Annotated in this window: 22 protein-coding genes; 17 read left to right on the top strand and 5 right to left on the bottom strand. The window is 67.4% G+C overall.

Annotation, left to right across the window (positions count from 1 at the left end; all coding sequences use genetic code 11):
- On the top strand, positions 1-724 hold a 724-nt coding region (locus KVS69_RS11400), incomplete at its 5' end, for an N-acetylmuramoyl-L-alanine amidase (RefSeq protein ID WP_217538119.1).
- 57 nt (positions 725-781) lie between these two features.
- Here the strand turns inward: KVS69_RS11400 and trxB are convergent.
- Complete coding sequence (gene trxB / locus KVS69_RS11395) at positions 782-1753, bottom strand: thioredoxin-disulfide reductase (protein WP_068851800.1); 972 nt, start codon at positions 1751-1753, stop codon at positions 782-784.
- Positions 1754-1950: 197 nt separating this feature from the next.
- On the opposite strand from trxB, the gene KVS69_RS11390 reads away from it, so the two are divergent.
- The 6 genes from KVS69_RS11390 to KVS69_RS11365 all read left to right on the top strand — a co-directional run bounded on the left by KVS69_RS11390 (position 1951) and on the right by KVS69_RS11365 (position 9165).
- Positions 1951-4317, top strand: a complete 2367-nt coding sequence (locus KVS69_RS11390; RefSeq protein ID WP_068851802.1) for a DNA translocase FtsK — start codon at positions 1951-1953, stop codon at positions 4315-4317.
- 13 nt (positions 4318-4330) lie between these two features.
- The gene (locus KVS69_RS11385) at positions 4331-6295 is read left to right on the top strand and encodes a DUF3857 domain-containing protein (protein ID WP_254622143.1); all 1965 of its coding nucleotides are present in this window, start codon (positions 4331-4333) and stop codon (positions 6293-6295) included.
- Between the two features lie 64 nt (positions 6296-6359).
- Entirely contained in the window at positions 6360-6998 is a 639-nt protein-coding gene (gene lolA / locus KVS69_RS11380) for an outer membrane lipoprotein chaperone LolA (protein ID WP_217538118.1), read from the top strand.
- A 110-nt stretch (positions 6999-7108) separates the two neighbouring features.
- Entirely contained in the window at positions 7109-8410 is a 1302-nt protein-coding gene (locus KVS69_RS11375; protein WP_254622142.1) for a replication-associated recombination protein A, read from the top strand.
- Complete coding sequence (gene crcB, locus KVS69_RS11370; protein ID WP_217538117.1) at positions 8410-8814, top strand: fluoride efflux transporter CrcB; 405 nt, start codon at positions 8410-8412, stop codon at positions 8812-8814. Before KVS69_RS11375 ends, crcB begins: the two co-directional genes overlap by 1 nt.
- A 78-nt stretch (positions 8815-8892) precedes the next feature.
- Entirely contained in the window at positions 8893-9165 is a 273-nt protein-coding gene (locus KVS69_RS11365; protein WP_068851817.1) for a hypothetical protein, read from the top strand.
- On the opposite strand, the gene KVS69_RS11360 is transcribed toward KVS69_RS11365, so the two are convergent.
- From KVS69_RS11360 to KVS69_RS11345, 4 genes are all read right to left on the bottom strand, one after another.
- The gene (locus KVS69_RS11360; RefSeq protein WP_217538116.1) at positions 9110-11464 is read right to left on the bottom strand and encodes an ATP-binding protein; all 2355 of its coding nucleotides are present in this window, start codon (positions 11462-11464) and stop codon (positions 9110-9112) included. The two genes, KVS69_RS11365 and KVS69_RS11360, sit on opposite strands and share 56 nt — an antisense overlap.
- Positions 11461-12111, bottom strand: coding sequence for a response regulator transcription factor (locus KVS69_RS11355; protein ID WP_217538115.1), 651 nt, complete (start codon positions 12109-12111; stop codon positions 11461-11463). Before KVS69_RS11355 ends, KVS69_RS11360 begins: the two co-directional genes overlap by 4 nt.
- 130 nt (positions 12112-12241) lie before the next feature.
- Complete coding sequence (locus tag KVS69_RS11350) at positions 12242-13123, bottom strand: LysR substrate-binding domain-containing protein (protein WP_217538114.1); 882 nt, start codon at positions 13121-13123, stop codon at positions 12242-12244.
- Positions 13124-13173: 50 nt separating this feature from the next.
- A complete protein-coding gene (locus tag KVS69_RS11345; protein ID WP_217538113.1) occupies positions 13174-14151 on the bottom strand; it encodes a transcriptional regulator in 978 nt (325 codons plus the stop codon).
- 122 nt (positions 14152-14273) lie between these two features.
- Between KVS69_RS11345 and KVS69_RS11340 the strand changes: the two genes are divergently transcribed.
- The 10 genes from KVS69_RS11340 (at position 14274) to KVS69_RS11295 (ending at position 26027) form a co-directional block, all read left to right on the top strand.
- Entirely contained in the window at positions 14274-14879 is a 606-nt protein-coding gene (locus KVS69_RS11340) for a glutathione S-transferase family protein (protein ID WP_217538112.1), read from the top strand.
- Between the two features lie 100 nt (positions 14880-14979).
- Complete coding sequence (locus tag KVS69_RS11335; RefSeq protein ID WP_217538111.1) at positions 14980-16428, top strand: amidohydrolase family protein; 1449 nt, start codon at positions 14980-14982, stop codon at positions 16426-16428.
- A 196-nt stretch (positions 16429-16624) separates the two neighbouring features.
- Complete coding sequence (locus tag KVS69_RS11330; RefSeq protein WP_217538110.1) at positions 16625-17386, top strand: CS1 fimbrial subunit B flags: Precursor; 762 nt, start codon at positions 16625-16627, stop codon at positions 17384-17386.
- Positions 17387-17455: 69 nt separating this feature from the next.
- Positions 17456-17956 carry a CS1 type fimbrial major subunit gene (locus KVS69_RS11325; protein ID WP_217538109.1) on the top strand — a complete coding sequence of 167 codons (501 nt, stop codon included), beginning with the start codon at positions 17456-17458 and terminating at the stop codon, positions 17954-17956.
- 88 nt (positions 17957-18044) lie between these two features.
- Positions 18045-20591 carry a TcfC E-set like domain-containing protein gene (locus KVS69_RS11320; RefSeq protein ID WP_254622141.1) on the top strand — a complete coding sequence of 849 codons (2547 nt, stop codon included), beginning with the start codon at positions 18045-18047 and terminating at the stop codon, positions 20589-20591.
- Entirely contained in the window at positions 20591-21826 is a 1236-nt protein-coding gene (locus KVS69_RS11315) for a hypothetical protein (protein WP_217538108.1), read from the top strand. The genes KVS69_RS11320 and KVS69_RS11315 overlap by 1 nt, the downstream gene beginning before the upstream one ends.
- Before the next feature lie 172 nt (positions 21827-21998).
- Entirely contained in the window at positions 21999-22166 is a 168-nt protein-coding gene (locus KVS69_RS11310) for a hypothetical protein (protein ID WP_217538107.1), read from the top strand.
- A 301-nt stretch (positions 22167-22467) separates the two neighbouring features.
- Positions 22468-23448 carry an alpha/beta hydrolase-fold protein gene (locus tag KVS69_RS11305; protein WP_345776806.1) on the top strand — a complete coding sequence of 327 codons (981 nt, stop codon included), beginning with the start codon at positions 22468-22470 and terminating at the stop codon, positions 23446-23448.
- A gap of 91 nt (positions 23449-23539) precedes the next feature.
- Entirely contained in the window at positions 23540-24922 is a 1383-nt protein-coding gene (locus KVS69_RS11300) for an ATP-binding protein (protein ID WP_217538106.1), read from the top strand.
- Between the two features lie 52 nt (positions 24923-24974).
- Positions 24975-26027: an ABC transporter substrate-binding protein gene (locus KVS69_RS11295; RefSeq protein ID WP_217538105.1), complete on the top strand. Its 1053-nt coding sequence runs from the start codon at positions 24975-24977 to the stop codon at positions 26025-26027.

The raw sequence follows: 26027 nt of genomic DNA, 5'->3' as shown, positions 1-26027 counted from the left end.
AGAGGTCAATGAGGACATCCGCACACGCCCTCTCTACGCGAATCACCTTGGGGTAGGGGCAATGATCAGTCTTCACACCAATGGTCATCCAATGGCGACGACTCGGGGCCTGGAAGTCTTCTATCACGGCGATAAGCCGAACGATCGCCCTCTTGCCGAGAGCGTGCTATGCGGGATGCGCGAGCAGATCCGATCACAGCCGGGCTACGAGGACTTTCCCATTCGAGAGCGAGCCAACGCGGGCCGACACGGCGAAAACAGGATTGCCACAATGCCAGCGGTACTTGTGGAGATCGCCTACCACTCGAACCCAGAAGACTCGGCGGCGCTACAGGATCCCGTGTTTCGGGCGGCGTCAATGAAAGGTGTGGAGAAGGGCTACCGGCTGTTTCGCGAGGGCAAGGACTGCACGCCTTTAGCCTTGAGGAAGATCGATCGCGTTACCGTCCCAGCCAGCGGTGCGGCGGAGACCGACGTTCATTTCGACGGCAATCCACAGTTCCCGGTGACACTCAGCTTCACGCCGGTGTACTGCACCGAGCCGGGCGCCTGCAGGGCGGAAGTGAAGACGGTCACGGAAGCCTCCGCGTCGCCCATCAAGGCGAGGATGGCCTGCGAAGGGAGCGGCTATGGCATGGTCAACTGGAGCACGGTCATGCGCGATGCCGATGGCGTGACTTCCGGCCCCGTCGAGCACTGGATGACATGCGAGGGCGGCAGCTGAAACGAAGAAGGCCGGCGCTGGGCGCCGGCCTTCCTGGGGTGTTTCAGGCGCCGCCGATCAGCTCAGCTCGCCCTTGGCATCCAGGTAGCGCTCAGCGTCCAGCGCGGCCATGCAGCCGAAGCCGGCCGAGGTGATGGCCTGGCGGTAGTGCTGGTCGGCCACGTCGCCGGCGGCGAACACGCCTTCCACCGAGGTCTGGGTGGCGTTGCCGCCCAGGCCGGAGCGGATGTCCAGGTAACCGTTGTTCATGGTCAGCTGGCCTTCGAACAGGCTGGTGTTGGGGTGGTGGCCGATGGCCACGAAGAAGCCGTGGGCGTCGATGTCGCGGGTGCTGCCGTCCAGGGTGGACTTCACGCGCACGCCGGTGACGCCGGCTTCGTTGCCCAGCACTTCGTCCACCTGGTGGTGCCACACGGTCTCGATCTTGCCCGAGGCGACCTTGGCGAACAGCTTGTCCTGCATGATCTTTTCCGCCTTGAGGGTGTCGCGGCGGTGGACCAGGTAGACCTTGCGGGCGATGTTGGACAGGTACAGCGCCTCTTCCACGGCGGTGTTGCCGCCGCCGACCACGACCACGTCTTGGTCGCGGTAGAAGAAGCCGTCGCAGGTGGCGCAGGCCGACACGCCGCGGCCCTTGAAGGCCTCTTCGGTGGGAATGCCCAGATACTTGGCGGTGGCGCCGGTGGCGATGATCAGCGCGTCGCAGGTGTACTCGGCGCTGTCGCCGATCAGCTTGAACGGGCGCTGGGTCACGTCGGCGGTGTGGATGTGGTCGAAGATCACTTCGGTCTCGAAGCGCTCGGCGTGGGCCTGCATGCGCGCCATCAGGTCCGGGCCCATCAGGCCATGGGCGTCGCCCGGCCAGTTGTCCACTTCGGTGGTGGTCATGAGCTGGCCGCCCTGCTGCAGGCCGGTGATCACCACCGGGTTCAGGTTGGCGCGGGCGGCGTAGACCGCTGCCGTCCAGCCGGCCGGGCCGGAACCGAGGATGACGAGCTTCTGGTGGCGGGAAGGCTTGGAATTGCTCATGTAGACTCGCAAAGAGATGATGGGGCGGGGCGCTGGCGAAAGATTGCCCGGCGTCCAAGACAGGTCATAGAGTGGCGGCAGGGGTCGCCCGATTCAAGGCGAGCGGTGGAACGGCGCAACCCAGCCGGTGGTGGTTGGCGTGCCGTCAGTCGTTTATTATCAAGCACTAACAGTGCATTCCCAAGGTCTGGTCTAAGGTGGCGAAACAGGTCCCGGAACGATCCAAGTCTCCCGACGGCAAAGCGGCGTCGCGCCGTGCTGCGGCTGCGGCGCCGGTCGAAAATCCCCGTCGGCAGCGCCTGTGGCGCGACCTCGGCCTGATCGCGATCGCCCCGGCGTTGCTGTATCTGGTCGCCAGCCTGTTCACCTATTCGGCGAGCGACCCGGGCTGGTCGCACACCGGCAGCGTGGTGGCGCCCATCCACAACATGGGCGGCCGGGTCGGCGCCTGGGTGGCCGATGTGCTGCTGCAGCTGTTCGGTTACATGGCGTTCCTGCTGCCGATCGTGCTGGGCGCGCTGGCGTGGTTCGCCATGTTCGGGCTCAAGCGTGAGAGCAAGGGCGAGCACGACCTGGACCCGGCGCTGCGGCTGGTCGGCCTGGTCGGCTTCCTGATTGCCGGCACCGGCTTCCTGCACCTGCGGCTGTTCAGTGGCGATGTGGGCCATGCCGGCGGCATCCTCGGCCGGCTGGTGGGCAATTCGCTCAGTGCCGGGTTCGGCGCGCTCGGCGCGAACCTGTTCGTGCTGGTGCTGCTGCTGGCCTCGATCACCCTGGCCACCGGCATTTCGTGGTTCGTGGTGATGGAGAAGATCGGCCGCGCGGTGCTTGCGCTGCCGCCGCTGCTCAGCAAGAAGAAGGAGCAGGCCACCGAGTGGCAGCAGACCCGCGCCATGCGCGAGGAGCGCCAGGAAGTGCGCAAGGTGGACGCCGAGGTGCGCGCCAAGCGCGAGCCGGTCAAGATCGAGCCGCGTCCGGAACCGGTGCTGGAAAAGAGCGACCGCGCCAAGCGCGAAACCCAGATTCCGATGTTCCGCGGCGTCAATGGCGATGGCTCGGACCTGCCGCCGCTGGCGCTGCTGGATGATCCCAAGCCGCAGCCCAAGGGCTACGACGAGGAGACGCTGGAAACGCTGTCGCGCCAGATCGAGTTCAAGCTCAAGGACTTCCGCATCGACGCGCAGGTGGTCGGCGCATATCCCGGCCCGGTGATCACCCGCTTCGAGATCGAGCCGGCACCGGGCATCAAGGTCAGCCAGATCAGTTCGCTGGACAAGGACATCGCCCGCGGCCTGTCGGTCAAGTCGGTGCGCGTGGTGGATGTGATTCCGGGCAAGTCGGTGGTAGGCCTGGAAATCCCCAACGTCACCCGCGAAATGATCTACCTGTCCGAACTGCTGCGCTCCAAGGAGTACGACAAGTCGGCCAGCCCACTAACCCTGGCCTTGGGCAAGGACATTGCCGGCCGTCCGACCGTGGCCGACCTGGCGCGCATGCCGCACCTGCTGGTGGCCGGTACCACCGGCTCGGGCAAGTCGGTGGCGGTCAACGCCATGGTGCTGAGCCTGCTGTACAAGGCCTCGCCCAAAGACCTGCGGATGTTGATGATCGACCCGAAGATGCTCGAACTCAGCGTCTACCAGGGCATTCCGCACCTGCTGGCGCCGGTGGTCACCGACATGAAGGAAGCCGCCAACGGCCTGCGCTGGTGCGTGGCCGAAATGGAACGGCGCTACAAGCTGATGAGCGCGGTGGGCGTGCGCAACCTGGCCGGCTTCAACAAGAAGGTCAAGGACGCCGAAGACGCCGGCCAGCCGTTGATGGACCCGCTGTTCAAGCCGAACCCGGAGCTCGGCGAAGCCCCGCGCCCGCTGGAGACGCTGCCGTTCATCGTCATCTTCATCGACGAATTCGCCGACATGATGATGATTGTCGGCAAGAAGGTCGAAGAGCTGATCGCGCGCCTGGCACAGAAGGCGCGCGCGGCCGGCATCCACCTGATCCTGGCCACCCAGCGTCCGTCGGTGGATGTGATCACCGGCCTGATCAAGGCCAACATCCCGACCCGCATCGGCTTCCAGGTCAGCTCCAAGATCGATTCGCGCACCATCCTGGACCAGTCCGGCGCCGAAACGCTGCTGGGCCACGGCGACATGCTGTACCTGCCGCCCGGCACCGCATTGCCTGACCGTGTGCACGGTGCGTTCGTTTCCGACGAGGAAGTGCACCGCGTGGTCGAACACCTCAAGGCCAGCGGCCCGGCCGACTACATCAGCGGCGTGCTGGACGAAGTGCAGATGATGGGCGATGGCGTGGTGGTGGGTGCCGGTGGCCTGCCCGAGTCCAGCGGGGCGGCAGGGGATGAATCGGATCCGCTGTACGACGAAGCTGTGCGGATCGTGACCGAAACCCGCCGCGCCTCGATTTCCGGTGTGCAGCGCCGGCTGAAGATCGGCTACAACCGCGCCGCGCGCCTGATCGAAGCCATGGAGATGGCCGGCGTGGTCAGCCCACCCGAACACAACGGCGACCGCAGCGTGCTTGCGCCGCCCCCGCCGAAGTAACGCCGGAACCGCAATGATCCGCATGACATGGATGACCGCGTGCGCGCTGGCGTTGGCGCCCCTGCTGGTGTCTGCCCAGACGGTCGCCCCGGCCCGGGTTCCGGCGCCTGCGGTGGCGCCGGCACCGGCCCCGCCGGCCGTCCCCAGCGATACCCAGGCCAGCAACAACTTCAGCTTCGTCAGCTACCGCGCCGATTACGTGGTGCGCCCTGACGCCGGCAACGTGCAGACCGAGTCCTACGACATCCTGCTCAAGACCAAGGCGGCGGTGGAGCAGTTCAGCCAGGTGCGGCTGAGCTACAGCGAGAAGATGGAGACGCTGGAGGTGCTGTCGGCCTACACCCTGACCGCCGACGGCCAGCGCCGTGACGTGCCGGCCGACCGCATCTACACCCAGGAGAGCTATTCCAGCGCCGCGGCGGCCATGTACGCCGACCGCAAGGTGCGGGTGGTGGTGTTTCCCAACCTGGCACCGGGCACCCGGGTGGTCTACCAGACCCGCCGCACCCAGACCCAGCCGTACTTCCCGGGCTACTTCAGCCTGTGGGAAACCTTCAGCGGGTTCTCCCAGTACGACGATGCGCAGGTCACCCTGAGCGCGCCGGCCTCCCTGCCGATGTACGTGCAGCAGCGGGGCGTGCAGGGCAACCAGAAACCCGTGATCCGGAACGGGCAGGCGACCTGGGCCTGGCGCTACCGCCGCCCGGACCCGATGCCGGTGCAGATCTGGACCGCGGCGCCGTGGGAGTTCAGCCCGACCATCATGGCCAGCACGTACCGCGACTGGGCGCAGGTGGCGCAGGCCTACCAGCTCAAGGGCGGCGAGGCGGCACGGGTGACCCCGGGGATCCAGGCGCTGGCCGACGAGGTCACCCGCGGCATCGTCGACCGGCGGGAGCAGGCCGCCGCGCTGTACCGCTGGGTGTCGCAGAACATCCGCTACGTGGCGGTCTACCTGGGCAACGGCGGGCTGGAGCCGAACCCGGCGCAGAGCATCCTCGACAACCACTACGGCGACTGCAAGGACCACGTGGTGATCCTGGAGGCGTTGCTGGCCGCGCGCGGCATCGACAGCACCCCGGTGCTGATTGGTGCTGGCGGCGGCCCGACCCTGCCGGACATTCCCCTGTTGGGGCGGTTCAACCACGCCATCACCTACATTCCCGAGTTCGACCTGTACCTGGATTCCACCAGCGCCTATGCGCGCTTTGGCCAGCTGCCTGACGGCGACCTCGGTGCGCCGGTGCTGCATACGCGCCAGGCCAGGGTGGCACGCACCCCGGCCAACGATGCCGCGCGCAACGGCAGCGGCTTCGAGGTGACCTTCCGCTTCGACCCGGACGGCAACCTGCAGGGCCAGACCGTGCAGCAGCCGCGCGAAGTGGGCGAGATCGGCATGCGCGGCGCGTTCGCCCGCCTCAACGCGCAGAACCGGGCGCGGGTGGAGGAATCGATCATGGCCTCGTCCGGCTTCGATGGCAGCGGCACGCTGACCCTGCTGGGCGACCCGCAGGACCTGACCCGGCCGTTCAACTACCGCTACGACTTCCACGCCCGTGATTACGTCGATTTCGGCGTGGTCGGTGGCATGGTGCTGCCGGACCCGCCCGGTGGCGAGTCGTTCCGTGACATCTACACCACCACGTCGGCGCCGGACAACGCCACCCCGTTCTACTGCAACGACACCCTGCGCCAGGAAACCTACCGGCTGGAGTTCCCTGCCGGGGTGCCGATCGTGGCGATGCCGCGCAACCAGCAGTTCCGTAATGCGGCCGGGGAGTACGCGCTTGAGTGGAGCCGCGAAGGGCAGGCCATCGTCGCCCGCCACCGCCTGCACCAGAACGCGGTGCGCGGCGCGGATGCGCTGTGCCAGCCGGGCGACTATGCTGCGTTCCGCGAGCTGTACCAGCAGGTGCGGCGCGGCTTCCGAGGGCAGGTGGTCTACGGCGACCTGCGCACGGTGCAATCCGTCCCCTGACCCCCCATTCAGGATGACCTCGGCACACTGCCGGCCATCCTTACAACATTCATTGGATACCCGTATGCAGAGCACTTTCCGCCGCTGTCTTGTCGCCGCCACGCTGGTCTGCGCCAGTGTCGGGTCGGTGTCTGCCTGGGCCGGCGCCCGCGATGAGCTGACCACGTTCACCAAGGGCCTGAAGGGCCTGGACGGCAAGTTCGAGCAGAAGGTGTTCGACAGCAAGGGCAAGGTGAAGGAAACCACCAGCGGCAGCGTGGCGTTGTCGGTGCCGAACCAGTTCCGCTGGGAGTACAAGGTGCCGCACGAGCAGCTGATCATTGCCGACGGCAGCAATGTGTGGGTGTACGAGCCGGACCTGCAGCAGGCGACCAAGCGGGTGCAGGGCGCCGAGGAACAGAACAGCCCGTTGATCGCGCTGATCACCCCGGCGCTGCTGGAAAAGCAGTACGACGTCAGTGAAGAGGCCGCGCCGCGCGACGGCCTGCAGTGGCTGTCGCTGACCCCGAAGCGTGAAACCGAAACGTCGTTCCAGTACGCCGCGCTGGGCTTCAACGCGCAGGGCCTGGCCCGCATGGAAGTGACCGATGCGGTGAACCAGCGCACGGTGATCTCGTTCAAGGACTGGAAGCGGAACCCGACCTTCCCGAAAACCACCTTCACGTTCACGCCGCCGAAAAACACCGACGTCATCGGCAACTGAGGTGGCCGGGCAGGGCCCGGCGCTGCGTCATTCGGTCATACAATAGTGGCGTGGCCAGAAACCGAACGACATTCAATGAACCCGATCTGCTGACGGTGGATCGGGACAGCATGCGCCCGCTTGCCGAGCGCATGCGCCCGCAGACCCTCGATGAGATGGTGGGGCAGAAACGTCTGCTCGCCCCGGGTAGCGCGCTGCGCCGGGCAGTCGAGTCCGGGCATGTGCACTCGATGATCCTGTGGGGGCCGCCAGGCTGCGGCAAGACCACGTTGTCCCTGCTGCTGGCGCACTACGCCGACGCCGAATTCCGTGCCATCTCCGCCGTGCTTTCGGGCCTGCCCGAGGTCCGGGTGGTGCTGGCCGAAGCGGCCCAGCGCTTCGCCGAAGGCCGCCGCACGGTGCTGTTCGTGGACGAAGTGCATCGCTTCAACAAGGCCCAGCAGGATGCGTTCCTGCCGCATATCGAGCGCGGCACCATCGTGTTCGTCGGTGCCACCACGGAAAACCCTTCGTTCGAGCTCAATTCGGCATTGCTGTCGCGCTGCCGCGTGCACGTGCTGGAAGCGGTGTCGCCGGCCGACATCGTCGAGGCGCTGGAGCGGGCGCTGCAGGACAAGGAACGCGGGCTCGGCGCCGAGGCGCTGCAGGTCACACCCGAAGCGCTGCTGGAGATCGCGACCGCCGCCGACGGCGATGTGCGGCGCGGTCTGACCCTGCTGGAGATCGCCGCGGAACTGGCGGGCGGTGAAGGCGGGCGGATCAGCCCGGAGATGCTGGTGCAGGTGCTGGCCGACCGCACCCGCCGCTTCGACAAGGGGGGCGAGCAGTTCTATGACCAGATCTCGGCCCTGCACAAGTCGGTGCGCAGCTCCAATCCGGATGCCGCGCTGTACTGGCTGACGCGCATGCTCGATGGCGGCTGCGATCCCTCCTACCTGGCCCGGCGCCTGACCCGCATGGCGATCGAGGACATCGGCCTGGCCGATCCACGCGCGCAGTCGATGGCATTGGAAGCCTGGGACATCTACGAACGGCTGGGCAGCCCCGAGGGCGAGCTGGCCTTCGCCCAGCTGGTGCTGTACCTGGCCAGCACCGCCAAATCCAACGCCGGCTATGCCGCCTTCAACCTGGCCAAGCAGGAAGTGCGCGAGACCGGCACCCAGGAGGTGCCGCTGCACCTGCGCAACGCGCCGACCAGGCTGATGAAGGAGCTGGGCTACGGCAAGACCTACCAGTACGACCATGATGCCGAAGGCGGCATCGCGCTGGACCAGACCGGCTTCCCGGATGCGATGGGCGAGCGGGTGTATTACCAGCCGGTGGCGCGCGGCCTGGAAATCAAGCTGAAGGAAAAGCTCGACCGCCTGCGTGCCGAGCGCGAGCAGGCGCGGGCGCGCAAAGGGAACGACTGATGGGGGGCTTCAGCACGTGGTGGCAGCAGCTGGGGCTGGTGATGGCCGGCGGTGCGCTGGGCGCGGCGCTGCGTTTCATCATCGGCGACGCCATGCTGCGCCAGTTCGGCAACGGCTTCCCCTGGGGCACGCTGACGGTGAACCTGGTGGGCGCGTTCGCGGTCGGCTACGTGGTGGTCTGGCTGCAGACCCGCGGCAGCGCGGCATTGTATTGGCGCGCGTTCGCCATCGTCGGCATCATCGGCGGGCTGACCACGTTCTCGTCGATGATGCTGGAGGCAGTGCTGCTGGTCCGCAACGGACGCGGCTGGGTGATGCCGACGTATCTGGGCATCAGTCTGGTGGCGGGATTTGCGCTGGTGTGGTTGGGCGCGCGGTTGGCGGAGTCCTCGCTCGCGCGGTGATCGATTCCGCGTATTTCTGCTGGATTTCCGTTACATCTCACGATATTGTTCGCGCCCCGTTTGCGTTCCCCGTCCGTCATGCGTGATGAAGAAGACCCCGGCACCCTGGAGCTGATGCTGCCGCGCAAGCGCGGCCGTCCGCCCACGTTCGGCTACGCCATGACCGATGCCCAACGTGCCGCCCGCTACCGGGCCCGCCGTGCCGGACAGGCTGACCACGCCGATGTGCGCACCTGCAGCGATATGGTGCTGCTGGACAAGATCCGTGCGGCGATCAGCGCAAAGGATGCCGAGCTCACCGGGTTCCTGGTGCACGTGCTGTGGCAGCGCTATCCCCTGCAGCTGAAATGATCGTCCCGCCTGCCAGGCCGGCGAGGGCCGGGCGCAGGTAACCCAGCAGCCGCCCGGCATCCAGCCAGTCGCCGGGCTCGTCCAGGTCCAGTTCGTGCAGGTCGCCGGCAATCGCGGCCAGATCCGGTCGTCCCAGCATCTGCAGCACGCCGGCCAGCCGATGCGCGTGGTGCCGCAGCGCGGTGGCGGCCCGGTCGCGCAGGGCGTCATGCAGCGCCATCTGCTCTTCCTGCAGCGATTGCAGGATCTCGGTCCAGATGGGGTCGGTTGCGCTGCTGGTCGGGCTTGCCAGCCGCTCTGTGTTCCCCTGCGTCTCCACCTGCAATGCCCGGAGCAGCTGGCCGATATCCAGCGGCTTGCACAGCACCGCGTCCATGCCGCAGGCGAGGCAGCGTTCCACGTGCGCGGCCGAATCATTGGCAGACACTGCCACCAGTACGGCCGGCGTACGCCCGTGGCGGCGCTCCAGTTGTCGCAGTTGGACGGCCAGCTCGTAACCGCTCATGTCGTCGAGCACGCAATCGAGCAGCACGATGCCGCAGGGTTCGGCGGCCTGGCAGTGCAGTGCGCTGGCGCCGTCGGCGCAGCTGCTCACCGAGGCGCCCAGCGTCTCCAGCTGCCGACAGACCACCGTGCGATTCAATGCGTGGTCTTCAACCAGCAACAGGGTGCGCCCGGCCAGCGGCTGCTCCCCCGCGCAGGGGCCGGTGGCTTCGATCACCACCGGTAACCGCACCTCGAAGCAGCTGCCCTCGCCGGGGGCGCTGCGCAGCTGCACCGTGCCTCCCATGCCCCGCACCAGATCCTGGCAGATGGAGAGGCCGAGCCCGGCACCGCCCATCTGCCGCGAATGACTGTCGTGCGCCTGCGCGAAAGGCTTGAACACGGTGTCGTGCAGCGCGGCCGGGATGCCGATGCCGGTATCGCGGACCGCAAGCCCCAGGTGTGCGCTGTCCTGGTCCAGGTGCAGCGACAGGGTGACGTCGACGTGCCCCAGGTCGGTGAACTTCACCGCGTTGCCCAGCAGGTTGCTGAGCACCTGGCGCAGCGCGTCACCATCCAGCCACATCCGGGGCAGCGGGTCGGTGTCCTGCAGCAGGGTGATGGCCAGGCCTTTGGCCTCGGCCGCAGGGCGGGCCACCGCCAGGCAGTCACGCGCCAGCTGGCGCACGTCCTGCCAGCCGGGGGTGGGGTGGTACTCGCCGGTGGCCAGCCGTGAATAGTCCAGCGCGTGGCCGAGCAGATGGCGCAGGCCGGCCCCCGCATTGCGTGCGGCGTTCACCAGTTGCCGCTGGCCCTGGTCCAGGCCCGACTGGTGCAGCAGATCCACCGAGGTGACCAGTGCCTGCGCGGCGTTGCGGACTTCGTGGCTCATCACGGCGATGAAGCGCGCCTGCTGGCGCTCGCTGCGCCGCGCCGACTGCTGTGCCACGCGCATCCACACCCCGGCGGTGAGCAGGGCCAGCAGGATCAGCGCGCCGGCCAGCAGTTCCCAGCGGAAGTGCTGCGACATCACCTGCAGCGACGGCCCGCTCAGGTACGTGGCTTTGGTCCAGCGCTGCATCAGCATCGCGTGTTCCTGCGGGCTGATCGAGCGCATCGCCTGATGGATCTGATCGAGCAGGGCGCGGTCGCGGTGGCGCACCACCAGGTGCAGGCTGCCTGGCAAGGTGGATGGCCCGCCGTGCAGGAGCAGGCTGTTGCCGAAGTCGCGGCGCACCACGGGGCGCATTGCCACATCCAGGTCCAGTGCCGCGTCCACCACGCCGGCTTCCACGGCGGACAGCGCTTCACGCAGGCTGGGCAGGTCCACCACCTGCAGGTGGGGGTGGTAGGCGCCCAGCCATTCGGCCAGGCGGGTGCCGCGAACCACCGCCACCCGGCGCAGGTGTGCGAACTCCGGCGGGTGCGCCTGGGCGTGGCGGCTGGCCATCAGGGTCTGGCCGCGGTAATACGCCGGTGATGCGGCCAACGCCGTGCAGGGCGCGTTGTCCAGCGGGCCCAGCAGCAGCATCAGATCGGCGCGCCCGTCGCAGATCGCCTGCAGCGCGGCGGTGGCCGATTCCACCGGCTGCTCGCGGAATTCCAGTCCGGCCTGTTCGGCGACCAGCTGCGCATAGCCGGTGATCAGGTTGATGTCGCGCGCCGCGCGGTTGTCGTTGGCGAGCAGGCCATGCTGGGAGGGGTCGGCAGCCACCCTGACCAGCCGCGGTTCGGCACTGCTGCCCGCGGTGACAGGCAGCAGCAGGCCGACCAGCACCCCGGTCAAGGCGCCGGCCCAGGTCCAGTTGCCGCTCACCACACCGCCAGCTGATGGCGGAGGGTGAACAGGTCGCGGTCGGTGCGCAGGCCGAGCTTGCGGAACGCCGCGTGCTTCTGGGTGCTGATGGTCTTGATGCTGCGGTTGCGCTGCAGGGCAATGTCAGTCACGGTCATGCCGCTCAGGCACAGCTGCAGCACTTCGCGCTCGCTCTGCGACAACCGGTGTTCGGCGTGTTCGTCGCGGTAGTTGACCGGCACATGGGTGTGCCCGGCCGCCACGCGGGTGACCGCGCGCGCCAGCGCTTCCAGTGACTCGCCCTTGGAGACCACGCCCGCAGCGCCGGCGGCCATGGTGTTGGAGATCATCACGTGATGTACGTTGGCCGAGAACATCAACACCCGCACGCGCGGGAACCGGCGTCGAAGCATGCGCAGCAGCTCCATGCCCTGCAGGTCGCCTTCGCCCAGCGTGTAGTCCACCACCGCCACGTCCACCAGGTGGTGTTGCAAGGTGCTGATCAGGGAGCTGGTGTGGGCGTGGTTGCCGACCACATGGAAGCGCGGGTCGGTGGACAGGTGTACATAACTGCCATGCCGGACCACATCGTGGTCATCCAGCAGGGCGATGTTGAGTACGGACGGCAGCAGCGGTCTATATGCGGGGCCTGGATGGCGTCGAGACAAAGGAGGCACGCAATCGTGGGATTTGCGCCATTCTTACCGCTTCAACGCGCAGCGGAGATAGTCTGATGTCAGATTAGGACTATTCCTATGCTCGGTACGAGAGGTGCGTCACTCTCTGCGCGCATCCGCGTCACCGTTTTTCGCGATCGAGCAGTCGCGCGAACTGCGACGCCAGATCCAGCACCAGCGGATCGGCATTGTCACGGTGCAGCATCGCGATTTCGATGCCGTCCATGGGCGGCAGGCCTTGGCGCGCGGTGAGCGCGCGGTGTTCGCGGGTCATGGCACGCGCTGGCAGCAGGCTGATGCCCATGCCGTCGGCCACCGCGCCCTGGATGCCACTGAGGCTGGAGCTTGTGAAGCCGATCCGCCAGCGCCGGCCCATGCTTTCCACGGCAGCGATCAACTCATCGCGATACAGCCCGCGCGGCGGAAACGTCACCAGCGGAATCGGGTCCATGCCGATGCAGGGGCTGCGTGCACTGTCCACCCAGCGCATCGGCTCATGCCAGCAGGCCACGCCCTGGCGGCTGTTGCGGCGCTGTTTGACCAGCACCAGGTCCAGCTCGCCGTGGTCGTAGGCGTTGGCGAGGTCGCGGCTGAGGCCGCTGGTGACTTCCAGCTTCACCTGCCGGTGGCGGCGGGTGAAGCGGCCCAGCAGGGCGGTGGTGCGGGGGCTGACAAAGTCTTCGGGCACGCCCAGCCGCACGGTCACCGCCACCGTGGCGCCGGCCAGTGCTTCGCCCATCTGGTCGTTGAGGGCCAGCATCTGGCGCGCGATGCCGAGCAGTGTCTGCCCGGCATCGGTGGGGTGCACATCGCGGTTGCCGCGCACCAGCAGCGGGTGCCCGGCCAACTGCTCCAGCCGCCGGATCTTCTGGCTGATGGTGGACTGGGTGGAATGCAGGCGCGTGGCGGCGGTGGTGAAGCTGCCGCAGTCGGCCACCATCACCATCGCCCGCAGCAGGTCCAGTTCGAACAGGGTGCGATGCGATTGTGCACTGGGCGGCATGGCGGTATCCAGAAAACCAATGGTGCCTGTTCTAGCATGCACGCGGATGCCTAGCCAGCGGCGGCCCCGCTGCGTGCAAGGCTGCGCGCCACGCGAGCGCCCGCGGCCTGCATCATCGCGTGCAGCGCAGGCGGGCCCAGTACCTCGAATTCGAGCTCCAGCGCGAGCAGCCAGTACACCACCGCGCCCTGCGGGTGCGCGCCACACCGCAGCAGGCAGCGCTGTGAATCCACCGCTTCGAGCATGCCCGCCGAGGCCGGTATGCGTTCGCGCACGATGTCGATGGGCGCGTGCAGGATCACCCGCGCTTCGTCCCCGTAGGGCCCCAGCGACAGCGACTGGCTCACGAACGCGCGCAGGTCGCCATTGGCGGGCGAGGGGCGCGGGCGGAAGTGCGCGCCCACCTCTGCCGCACTGGTCATCCGGTCGATGCGGAACGTGCGCCAGTCCACGCGCAGCGTGTCCCAGGCCACCAGGTACCAGCGCCGTTCGGCATGCACCACGCCCTGCGGTTCCACCAGACGCTGGCTGGGCTGTCCCTGGCGGTCGGCATAGTCGAAGCGAAGCTGCAGCTGGTCGCGGCAGGCGCCGGCCAAGGTGGCCAGCAGCCCGGCATCGACCATGGGCCCGGCCTGGTCGATCGGCAGGATCGCGGTACGTAATGCATCCAGCCGGCGTCGCAGCCGGGCCGGCATCACCTGTTCGAGTTTGACCAGTGCGGTGATCGCGGTCTGCTCGATGCCGCTGATGGTGCCGGTCACTGCAGTGCGCAGGGCCAGCGCAGCGGCCAATGCTTCTTCATCGTCGAGCAGCAGCGGCGGCAATGCGCGCCCGGCGCGGAACGCATAGCCGCCGGCCACGCCACTGCTGGCCTGGATCGGGTAGCCCAGCTCGCGCAGGCGGTCGATGTCGCGGCGCAGCGTGCGCGGATGCACGCCGATATCCGCGGCCAGCGTGTTGCCCGGCCAATGCGGACGGGATTGGAGCAGCGAGAGCAGGCGCAGCAGTCGAGCGGAGGTGGTCAGCATGGGCGGCAGCATCGCGCCTGTCGAGGACAGGATCTGTCCGCAATGGTGGCTAGCCTGTGGCCACGGTGCAAGGCCCCCTGGCGGCGCACCTTTCCACACCGACAACCCACAAGGAGTTCCACATGTCCGTCGTCTTCTATTGGCATCCCATGTCCAGTGCCACCCCCGTCGCCTGCGCGCTTGCCGAACTGGGGGTTGCCCATGACCGGGTGCGGATCGACATCCGGAATGGCGAGCAGCGCACCCCGGAGTACCTGGCGATCAATCCCAACGGCAAGGTGCCGTGCCTGGTGGTGGATGGCACGCCGATCTTCGAGGGCCTGGCCATCCATCTGTGGCTGGGTGACCGCTTCGGCGTGGCGCGCGGGCTGTGGCCGGCGGCCGACACCCCGGAGCGGCTGCAGGCGTTGTCGTGGTGCGCGTGGGCCTATGTGACCTACGCGGCGATGATCAACCGGCTGATGCTGGCCACCCGCGAAGGTCCGTTGCGCGACAGTGTGCAGGCCACCGCCGCAGGACAGGGCGCGGCCGAGCTGCTGGGATTGCTGGAAGATCGCCTGGGATCGCAGCCCTGGATGCTGGGCGGCGATTACTCGCTGGTGGACCTGGTGGTGGCGCAGGTGGTCGGCTATGGCACCTACGTCGGTGCTGGCGTGGACGCGTATCCCGCCGTGGCGGCCTGGTTGGCGCAGGTGCAGGCGCGTCCGGCCATGCAGGGCGAGGTCTGAGCGCATTCGATTCCGTAATGCGCGTCATGACGAAATTTAACTGGTGAATGGATGCCTTCGCGCCGTATGGTGCGGAGGTACTCCTTTTTGCCACGTTGCCATGAAACCCATTGTGCTGTCTGCCGTCCCGGTGCTGCTTGCACTGGCGCCCTGCGTCCTCGCCGCCGAACAGGCCGACCTGATCATCCGGCGTGCCACCGTGGTGGATGTCGAACATGCCACCACCCATGCCGACCAGGCGGTGGTGGTGCGCGGCAATGACATCGTCGCCGTGGGTGACGACCGCAGCATTGCCAAGGCCTGGAAGGCGCCGCAGCGCATCGATGGCAACGGCCGCTTCCTGATTCCCGGCCTGTGGGACATGCACGTGCATTTCGGCGGCGGACCGGAGCTGGTCGAAGAGAACAAGGCGCTGCTGCCGCTGTACATCGCCCATGGCATCACCACCATCCGTGATTGTTCCGGCGACCTGCCCACGCAGGTGCTGCAGTGGCGTGGCCAGATTGCCGACGGCAGCCTGGAAGGCCCGCAGCTGTTCAGTTCGGGCGCCAAGATCGAAGGCATCAAGCCGGTCTGGAAGGGAACGCTGGAGGTCGGCAGCCCGGCCGACCTCGATGCCGCGCTGGCCCAGCTCAAGCGCGACCGCGTCGACTTCGTCAAGATCACCGACAGCACCCTGACCCCGCCCCTGTTCCTGGCGGCAGTGCGTGGCGCCCGTGCCAATGGCCTGCGCGCGTCCGGGCACATCCCGATGGCGCTGACCGTGCAGCAGGCGGTGGATGCCGGCATCAGCTCGATCGAGCATCTGGACTACGCCTACAAGGCCGGGGTCAGGGACGAGGCGGCCATTGCCGCCGATTTCGCCGCCAAGCGCATCGATCGCGCCGAGGCCAATCGCCGGCTTGATGCCGGCTTTGATCGTGACACTGCCATGGCCGCCTACCGTGGCTTTGCGGCGAAGGGCGTGTATGTCACGCCCACCCTCAACGGCGGCCGCATCCTCGACTTCCTGGACCAGGATGACCACGCCAACGATCCGTACCTGGCCTACATTGGCCCGAAGCTGCAGGCGACTTACCAGTGGCGGGTGGAACGTGCTGCCAAGGCGGGTCCAGAGCAGATCGCCGAGCGCCACCAGCAGTACCACCAGGTGGCGGCCGTGCTGCCGATGCTGCAGCAGGCGGGCGTGACCGTCATGGCCGGCACCGACGCGGGGTTCCTCAATTCCTTCAACTATCCCGGTATCGGCCTGCATGACGAGCTGGCCCTGTTCGTCAAGGAAGGCCTGACTCCCGCGCAGGCGCTGTCGTCGGCAACCCGTGCGGGTCCGTCGTGGTTCGGTACGCTGGACCGCTACGGCGGCATCGCCGAAGGCAAGGCCGCCGACCTGGTGCTGCTGGATGCCAACCCGCTGCAGGATATCCAGGCCACACGCGCGATCAACACCGTGGTGCTGCGTGGCCACGTGTATGACCGCAAGGCGCTGGATGCGTTGCTGGCGCAGACACGGGCCAAGGTCGCCAAGTGGCAGCAGGACGCTGCCCAGTAGCGATATGCGCGCAGCAGAGTGAAGAGAAGCAGCAGACGCCCCGCTCATCAGCGGGGCGTTTTCGTTTGGGCGCCGCTACAACAAATTGCAGTAGCGCATTGAGGAATATTGAATGTGGCGCGGCGTAGCAGAACTTTAAGCTGCCCCCATTCAACGCGGCGATGCAATCGACGCGTCAACAACAGGAGTTCCTTTGATGAAGCGTCTGATCACCGCGCTGGCGGCAGCCATGGCGATGGCGATGACGGCATCGCCTCATCCGGCCCAGGCTGCCGCTCCCAGCATCCATGTGGGGGCGATGTACGAATATGCCGAGCCGGGCAAGGGGGCGCTGCTGAAGCGCGTGCGCAATACCGGCGATGCCACGGCGTTCGTCCGTGTGCAGATCAGCGAAGTGCGCTACGCCGCGGACGGCACCCATCAGGAGATCCCGGTGGATACCTCGGGCACCGCTGCCGCCGCCGGGCTGATTGCCAGCCCGTCGCGGTTGATCGTGCCGGCGCAGGGCCAACAGGCCACGCGCCTGCTGGTGCAGGGGGATCGCAGCACCGAACGCTACTACCGCGTGCGCTTCGTGCCGGTGCTGCCACAGTCCGAAGACGAATTCGCGCTGACCGACGCGCAGCGTGATGACTACCGCAACAAGCTCTCGGCCGGCGTCAACGTGCTGACCGGCTATGGCGTATTCGTGATCGTGCATCCCGACCAGCCCCGCTACGACGTGCAGACCGAAACGCACGACAGCCACGTGCAGCTGCGCAATGCCGGCAACACCACGGTGGTGCTCGACGACATCCGCCAGTGCAGTGCGCAGGACAAGGCGGCCAAGTGCTCCCCGTCGCGCAAGGTGCACCTGCTGCCAGGGCGCACCGAACGCTTCGCTCGCAGTGCCGGGCATCTGCACCGCTTCCAGATCGTTGAGGGGGACAGCCGCAAGGACGTCCTGCTCACCCGCTAGGTTCCGCCCGGAACCGTCGTCCCGTCGCCGGACTCCAGGCGACACCTTTCCGTTGGAGATGCAGGAAAAATGAACCTCAAGACCACCGTCCTGGCCGCTGCGGCTGCCCTGATCCTGACCCCGGCTGCCGCCATGGCCGCTACCGAGCAGTTCCCCATCCAGGTGACGGTTGAAGCCACGGTGCCGTCCGCCACCGGCCTGCAGATCTCGCCGGTCGGCGACTGGGCTAGCCAGACCCAGAACATGCGCTGGAACATCGCGACCCAGCGCCTGGATCCGATCCTGCAGCAGGTCGACATGAAGAGCGGCCTGGGCGCCATCAACGCCTACCTGACCACCGAAGCCATGCTGACCAGCGCCGGCAACGCGATCGACCTGACCGTGGCCGTTGCCGGCCAGGACCTGCAGGTCGGTGCCGCCAACGCGGTTGAAGTGGCCACCGCGACCGAAGCCGCCGCGAGCAAGCGCGCTGCGGTTGCCATCACCGCCGCTGCGCCGGCCGGCGAGAGCTACGTGCAGGGCACCTACCAAGGCAACGTTTTCATGATGTTCGAGAGCGGCACCCCGTAATCGCGCAGCTGCGCATGTTTCACCCCGGCAGCTCCGGCTGCCACAGGAGGGGCGCGCTCGCGCCCCTTCTTCATGCACAGGAATGACCATGTCACCGCGTCTGCTTCCCCTCGCCACCGCCGTCATGCTCCATTGCAGCGTTGCAGCAGTGCAGGCTGCGCCTGCGGCACTGGAAAGCCTCACCCTGCTTGACCAGGCAGGGGGGCTGCCCGATGACTTCCGTGACCATTTCTTCGACGTACCCCTGGTGGTACGGGTCGAACGCGATGGTCAGTACCTGGGCGACGCCCGTGCGGTGCTGACCCGCGACAATACCTTGTCGCTGTTGGAGTTTACCGACAGCCACGACAGCACCGAACCGGCCGCCGAACGCGAGCGCTGGTTGAAGGCGTTGGCTCCACCGCGTCCGTTGGGCGCCTGCGAACAGGCCTGCAATGACAGCCTGGTGCGGCTTCACTACAGCCTGGAGAGCTCGCTGCTTTCCATCGCCACCGAAAACGGTGGGCGCGCCGCCACGCAGCAGCGCCACCTCGCGCTGCCTGAAGACGGCAGTCGCGGCCTGATCCTGCGCCACCAGCTCAACGCCTATGCAGGGCAGGGCGTGGCGACGGCCGGCCGCTACGCGCTCGACGCACAGGGCAGCCTGGGACACTGGACGCTGGTCGGCAACTACCAGGTCGACCGCAGCAGTGATGAAGCCGGGCAGCTGCGCCAGTCGGTGCAGAGCCTCTACGCACAACGCGAATTCCGCGACAACTTCCTGCGCGTGGGTTACTTCCTGCCCAACTTCCAGGGCGTGACCCGCCAGCCGCGTGCGCCCGGCTCGTTCAGCCACACCACCGTGGGCATGATGGCCGGCTCATCGGACAGCCTGGCCATTGATTCGCGCGCACCGAGCCTGTATCCGGTATACGTGACCGCCAACCGCGAGGGCACCGTGGAGGTGTTCCGCGACGGTAGCCTGATCCAGACCCAGCCATTGCAGCCGGGCCTGCAGGAGCTGGATACCCGTCGCCTGCCGGGCGGCATCTACGAGGTCGAACTGCGGGTCATCGAGGATGGACGCGAAAGCTCGCGTGAAACCACGGTGATCCACAAGCCGGGCAACTGGCGCGACCCGAGCCGCCGCTGGCGCTACAGCGCGTTCGCCGGTGTCCAGCACAGCCTGCTGGACACCCTGGAGGACCCCGATGCCGGCGCCTTTGCCGCAGGCGGCATCGTCAATTACCTGGCCCATCCGCGTGCGATCCTCGGCCTGTCTGCCCAGCACCTGGATGGCGGGAATGCCGTTGCTGGATCGCTGGACTGGCAGGTCAACGACCGTGCCAATATCCATACCAACGCCTACAGCGGCGACCACGGCAATGGCGTCGATCTCCAAGGCATGTGGCGCCATGGCAAAGGCACCGTGATCGCCTCGCACAACCGCAGCTGGCAGGAGCGTCGCCGCCCCGGTGATGATGCCTACCCGCCGTTGCCGCCCGGTGCCGAGCTGCCGCAGACCCGCTCGGGCTGGCTGCAGACCAGTGCGCTGAGCATGAACCATCGCCTCGGTGACAGCAGCTACGTTGCCGCGCGCGTGTCGCATCACAGTGGCACCAGCAACGGCGTTGGGCTCGACCTGTCCTTCAGCCGTCGCCAGACCCTGTTCGGCAGCGACGCAACCTGGCGCGCTGCGGTGTTCGACCGCCCGGCCAGTGCCAGCAGCGGCACGCGCCGCAACCGTGGTGTCGACTTCACCCTGAACATCGCGCTGGGCCAGGAGGGGCGTCGCTACAGCGGCAGCCTTGGCAGCCGCACCGCCACCGATGGCGGGCGCAGCCTGTACGCCAGCGCGGGGGTACAGCAGACCTATGAAGAGGGTCTGCTGCGCAGTGTCGCCGGCCAGGCCACGCTGGACAGCGATGGGCTGGGCCTGAGCAGCAACGCGCAGTTCGAGCATCCTGCACTGCGCGGCGACGTGCATGCGCAGCGCTCGTCGCTGGGCGGCACCGTCAGTGGCGGCCTGAACCTGGAAAGCACCTTGGCCATGGGCGGCGGCAAGCTTGCCATCGCAGGTGCGGGGCAGGTCGGCAGTGTCGATACCGGCATGATCGTGGACGTGAGCTCCGAGCTGCCCGATGTGGAGCTGCGCGCATACGACAGCCGCGGTGGCTCCTACGCGCTCCACCCTGGCCGCAACTTCCTGCCGGTCACTGCGTATCGCACCGGCGCCCTGCAGGTCGACTTCCATGGGCGCGCCGCGCCGGCTGCGAGCATCCAGCCGGCCACGCTGGAGTATCACCTCAACAAGGGAGGCGTGGCCTACGGCAAGGTGGACGTGCTCAGCACCTTCACCGTGATGGGCCATCTCAAGGATGCCGCCGGGCAGCCGCTGGCCGGCGCCCACGTCATCAACCATGCCGGGCGCAGCGTGGCGGAGGCCGATGGCTTCTTCGCGCTGGAGATGAGTGCCAGGGTGCCGAGCCTGGAAGTCCGCCACCCCAGGGTGACCGGCTGCACCTTTGCGCTGGACGGCACGACCACCCGCCCGCAGGGCGACACGTGGATGGCCGGCATCCTCAAGTGCCCATCGACCTCCCCTGGACATGCGCAGTCGTCGTCGGCTGCACCCGCTGCAGGAGCAATGCCGTGATGTTTGAACGTTCCCCCTCCACCTTGCTGCGTGGCGTGCGTCGCGCGGCGGCAGCCATTGCGTTGGCTGCCGCTGCTGCTGGCGCCCATGCCGCCGACATCTACATCACCGCGGAGTTCAAGCCGGACATCAATGACCCCAACAAGCGGGAGTTCGTCAACACGACGCCGTGGTCGGGGGTGTGCAACAGCGTGCACCTGCAGGCATGCATCGACAACGACTGGTGGAGCATCGACACCAAGGTGCGGGGCACCAAGCAGGGCGTGCGCACGAACGATTATGGGCGTGACAGCTTCTACATCGGCATGCCGGGGCCGCGTACCGTAACGGTCACCTCCGACGATGGAACGCATACGTTCGATCTGGGGGTGAAGATCATTGGCGCTGCGCTGCGCCTGGTCGACCAGGATGGCGACGGGCCCACCGAGCCTGCCTCCACGGGCGCCGCCAGGAACTGCAACCGGGCGTTGAGCAACACCAATGCACACAACCGGAGCGTCATGCGCCTGTGGCTTCGCCAGGACCGGGGCGACGGCGTGCTGGCCTGCGCGCTGCACTGGCTGCATACGAACAACTACGCCATCGCCGAGTTCGACTTCACCTACCAATTGACCACGCCTGCGCCGCTGGCCATGCGCAGCGGGGTTTACACCGGAATGACCTCGTTCCGCGTGGGCGGTACGGGCGAGGGTGCCGACTTCGACCTGGGCAACGGGGTTGAGTTGGATGACAACATCGTCAACGTGCACTTCCAGCTGGAGATCCAGCATGCGTTCCAGCTGGAGGTTCCGGCAGGGAGCGACCGCGCCGTGCTTGCCCCTCGCGGCGGGTGGACACAGTGGACGGACCATGGGGTCGTGCCGAAGGCGCTGGAGCGCGAGATTCCCTTCAGCATCAGCAGCTCTGGGCAGTTCAGTGTCTCGCTGCAGTGCCAGCACGCGCGCCCGGATGGTCGCTGTGGGATCCGCAACGAAACCGTGGATGCCCCCGACGCGCCCCTCGATATCCAGCTGACCCTGCCAGGTTTCCGCGATGCATCGTCGGGGGCAGAGGCGGTTGGCATTGCGTTGACCACCACGATGACGCCGCCTGTGATGACCGCCGACAGTTTCATCATCCGCCGCCCCTCCAGGCTGCATTTTGCCGTCAACGGCGAGGCGGTGGGAACGATGCTGGACCATCCCGGCAGCACGTATCGCGGTGACGTGACGGTGATCTTCGATGCGGATCCCTGATCCATGCGGAGTGCGACAACAGCGTGACGACATACAGGTTCGGTTCTGAACTGTTTACGTACATGCGTTTTCCGTCGACGCGCGGCATCGTCAGCGCACGCGGCGGTAACGCGGCGGTCCCTAGTGTTGGCTCACCGGCATCGCTTTCGACGCCGTCTACCGGAGAAGCATGATGGGCAACCAACAGAATCCGCAGCAGGGCCAGCAGAATCCGCAGCAGGGCCAGCAGAGCCAGCAGAACCAGAAGGACCCGCAGCGCCAGGGCCAGCAGCAACAGCAGGACCAGAACCAGAAGGGCGAGCGCAACCAGCAGGGCGGCCAGCAGGAAGAAGAAGAATAAGCTGCTGCAGCAACGCTATGACCGGAGTCCGGCCTTTGGGCCGGACTTTCCGTTTGTTGGGTCACGACCAACGGTCGTGACCTACCGTTGCCGCTGAGACCTACGGTCGTGACCTACCGTTGCCGCTGAGACCTACGGTCGTGACCTACCGCTGCCGCTGAAACCTACGGTGGTGACCTACCGTTGCGGTCGAGTCACGATCAACAATCGGGTGCCGTTGCGGGGTGTTCACGAAGCAAGTGATACCCATTCGCATTTCGGGTACACTGGGGCGATCGTCTTGCCCTGGGTCGTGCCCGTCGTGTTTTCCCGTCTGATTTCCGATTTCTCTCCGTGGTTGCGCAACGCTGGCGTTGCCGCAGTACTGGGCGTGGTCGCGATGGCGCCGGTTGCCGCCCAGCAACGCAACCCGTTGCAGAAGGTCGGCGAGACCGTACTGGACCAACCGCCGCAGAGCTATCGGTTCGAGCGTTTCGTGATTGAAAGCGGCGAGCCTGCGCGGCGCTGGCGAGTCAACGTCGGCGTGCCTGTGCGCGGGGCAGACGCGCCTGCGCCGGTGCTGTACATGCTGGATGGCAACGCAGCGGCCATGGTGTTCGACCAGGCGATGCTGAGCGACCTGGCCGCACATGCCGCGCCGGTGCTGGTGTTCATCGGTTACGACAACGACCTCCGCATCGATTCACCCGCCCGCACGCTCGACTACACCGCGTGGGTGGATACGGCCGATGATGAGAACGGCACGTCCCAGTCCAGCGGCGGCGGCGCCAAGGCGTTCCTGGAGGTCATCCAGCAGCGGATCAAGCCCGAGGTGGAGCGCCGCGCCCGGGTGGACACGCAGCAGCAGTCGCTCTGGGGCCACTCGTTGGGCGGGCTGTTCGTGCTCAGCACGCTGTACACCCAGCCGACCGCATTCCAGCAGTACGTGAGCGCCAGCCCCTCCTTGTGGTGGAGCCAGGGCGCGCCGCAGGGCGCGATGGAGCAGGAGTTCATCGCCCACCCCGCGCCGGCGAAGCTGTGGCTGATGCTCGGCGGCGACGAGCGCAGCGGCAACCGCGGCGTGCGTGACATGAGCAACCCGCGCGTGGTGGCGCACCTGCGCCGCATCGCTGGTGCCACCCCCGATGCCGCGCATGCGCTGAGCGCGCGCCTGGCCAAGGTGCCCGGGCTGCAGGTGACGTACCGCGAATTTCCTGGCCTGGGCCACGGCCCGATGCTGCCGGCTTCGCTGAAAGCAGCGCTGGCGGCGCTGTACGGCGTGGCCGACAAGAGCGCCGATTGATTTTTCCTTACCCAGGCTGCGCCGATCCGGCCCTGCCAAGGCAACCCTTGTGACACGCGCCGCTGGCGCGCCCCTACAGAAGGAGTCTGCTATGTCCCGATTGATTTCCCTCCCACGCGTTGCCGCGTTGGCCCTGGCCTTGTCGCTGGCCAACGGCGCGGTGTCCGCACAGCCGGTGTTCGATGCGCCGGCCAACGGCTTCCGTGGCAAGGTCAGCGCCCGCAACGAGAACGTGATTCCCGGCAGCACCGCTGAAGTGACCGGGCGCGCGTTCGTACCCGGCCAGCAGGTGACGCTGCTGCGCGGCGAGACCGTGCTCAACGCCACGCCGGTGGTGGTGGACGAACAGGGCAACTTCAAGGCCAGCGTGCAGATCCCGGCCGACGCCGTGCCCGGCCAGCACCCGGTGGTGGTGCGCGCCAGCCAGCCGGCTGCTGCGACCGTCGTCGCCCTGCGGGTGTCGCCGAACCTGCCGCTGAGCGGCCAGCAGGCATTCGAGCAGAGTTCCGGCAAGCTGGTGCAGGGGCTGTACCAGAGCGCCTACAGCGCGGGCAGCAACGCGCTGTTCGTGACCTCGGCGGTGGGCCGCCCGCCGGTGACCCAGTCGCAGCTGCTCAAGGTGGACCCGAAGACGCTTAAGGTGGTCAAGGCGATCACGCCGGCACAGGTGCCCGATGCCAAGGGCGGTAGCGTGTTTGCGGTGTATGGCGTGGGCGTGGACGATGCCAACGGCAACGTGTGGGTCAGCAACACCCGCCAGGACACGGTGGCGGTGTACCGCCAGTCGGATCTGTCACTGGTGCACCAGTTCCCGGTGGGCGCGGTGCCGCATGCGCGTGACGTGGTGGTGGATGCCAAGCGTGGCAAGGTGTTCGCGTCGGCGGCTGGCGAAGACCATCTGTCGGTGTTCGATGCCAGGACCTTCAAGGCGCTGGAACCGATCACGCTGGCATCCGGCGTGGACGACGAGAAGTTCGTGCCGATGAGCCTGGTGCTGGATGAAGCCAGCGGCAAGCTGTTCACGGTGAGCATCGGGACACCGGAAGCGGCAGTGATCGACGTGGCCAGCGGCAAGGTCGAGAAGGTCATCGGCCTGGGCAATTCGATCAGCGCCTCCGGCGTAGCCTTCGATGCGAAGCGCAACCGCTTGTACGTGGCCTCGCAGGGCACCGACAACCTGCTCATCGTCGACGTGGCCAGTGGCAAGGTCCTGCACGATGTGCCGGTGGGCGCGGGCGCGCTGAACGTGGCGTTCGAACCGGTGTCCGGCCTGGCCTACGTCACCAATCGTGGTGCCGGCACGGTGACCGTGGTGGATGGCGACGGCAAGGTGGTCGGCAACCTGGACGGCGGCACGTTCCCGAACCACGTCCGCGAAGACGGCAAGGGCAACGTGTTCGCGGTCAACAAGTCGCGCGGTGCGGAAGACCCGAAGGGCGACCGCATCACCCGCATCACCCCGACCCGCCGCTGATGCATTCCGCGCGCGGGGCTGCGGTCCTGCGCGCACCTGACGGAGTTATGACATGTCCAGTTCCCTGACCGCGCGCCGGCATCTGCTGGTGCTGGCCTTGGCAGCCGCACTGACTGCCTGCGGCGGCAAGCCCGCGGAAACCGAAGCGCCTGCCGCAGCCGCGCCGAAGGCGGCCAACGCAAACGCATCATCGCCTGCCGCGCTGCCGCAGGGCTGGCTGCACCTGGCCGGCGCCAATGTGCCCTCCAGCACCAACCTGATGCCGGTGCTTCCGGTGACGGTGACGTCCGACGACGGCGAACAGGTCACGGTGAAAGACGCCTCGCGCATCGTGGCTGGCGGTGACGATGTCATCGCGGTGATCGAAGCGCTGGGCCTCGGCGGCCAGGTGTATGCCGCGCCGCTGCGTTCGGCCACCGAAGCAGGGCGCAAGGCCCCCAAGCAGTTCCTGTTCAACCGCACCACCGGTGTGGAAGGCGTGCTGAGCCTGGAAGGGACGCTGTTCCTGGGCAACAGCCTGCGCCGGCATACCGAGCTGGCGAAGAAACTGCGTGGTGCCGGTGAGGCGGCCGTGGTGATCGATGACCTGCAGCCGGCGCCGGACAAGGTGCGCAAGGTGGCGGCCGCGCTGGGCGTGGCCGAAGCCGGCAACGCGCTGGCAGCGCAGGTACAGGCGCAACTGGAGGAAGCCGCCGCGATCGCGGCGAGCAGCAAGGTGCACCCGCGGGTGATCCATCTTTCCGCGACCGGGGCTGGCGGCGCGCCGACCGTGGCGGGCGCCGACAGTGCCTCGGGCAAGCTGATCGGGTTGGCCGGTGGCGTGAACATCGGCACCGAAGCGGGCGTGGCCAACTATTCCGCGCTGAGCAATGAAGGCGTGGTGGCCGCAGCGCCCGAGGTCATCCTGGTGACCGAAAACGATCTGCAACTGTTCGGTGGCGAGGCGGGCCTGTGGAAGGCCTACCCGACGTTGAAACAGACCCCGGCCGGCGCGGCCAACCGGGTGTGGGTGATGCCGGACGTGCAGTTGAAGGCGGCCAGCGTGGGCTCCGGCAGCGGTGCGGTGGCCTTGGCCAAGGCGCTGGCGGCACTGCCGTCGCCGTGA

The sequence above is a fragment of the Stenotrophomonas sp. GbtcB23 genome (assembly GCF_019091045.1).
Classification (GTDB): domain Bacteria; phylum Pseudomonadota; class Gammaproteobacteria; order Xanthomonadales; family Xanthomonadaceae; genus Stenotrophomonas; species Stenotrophomonas rhizophila_A.
Note: the sequence above shows the minus strand (reverse complement) of the source record. Positions and strands in the feature narration are given on the sequence as shown.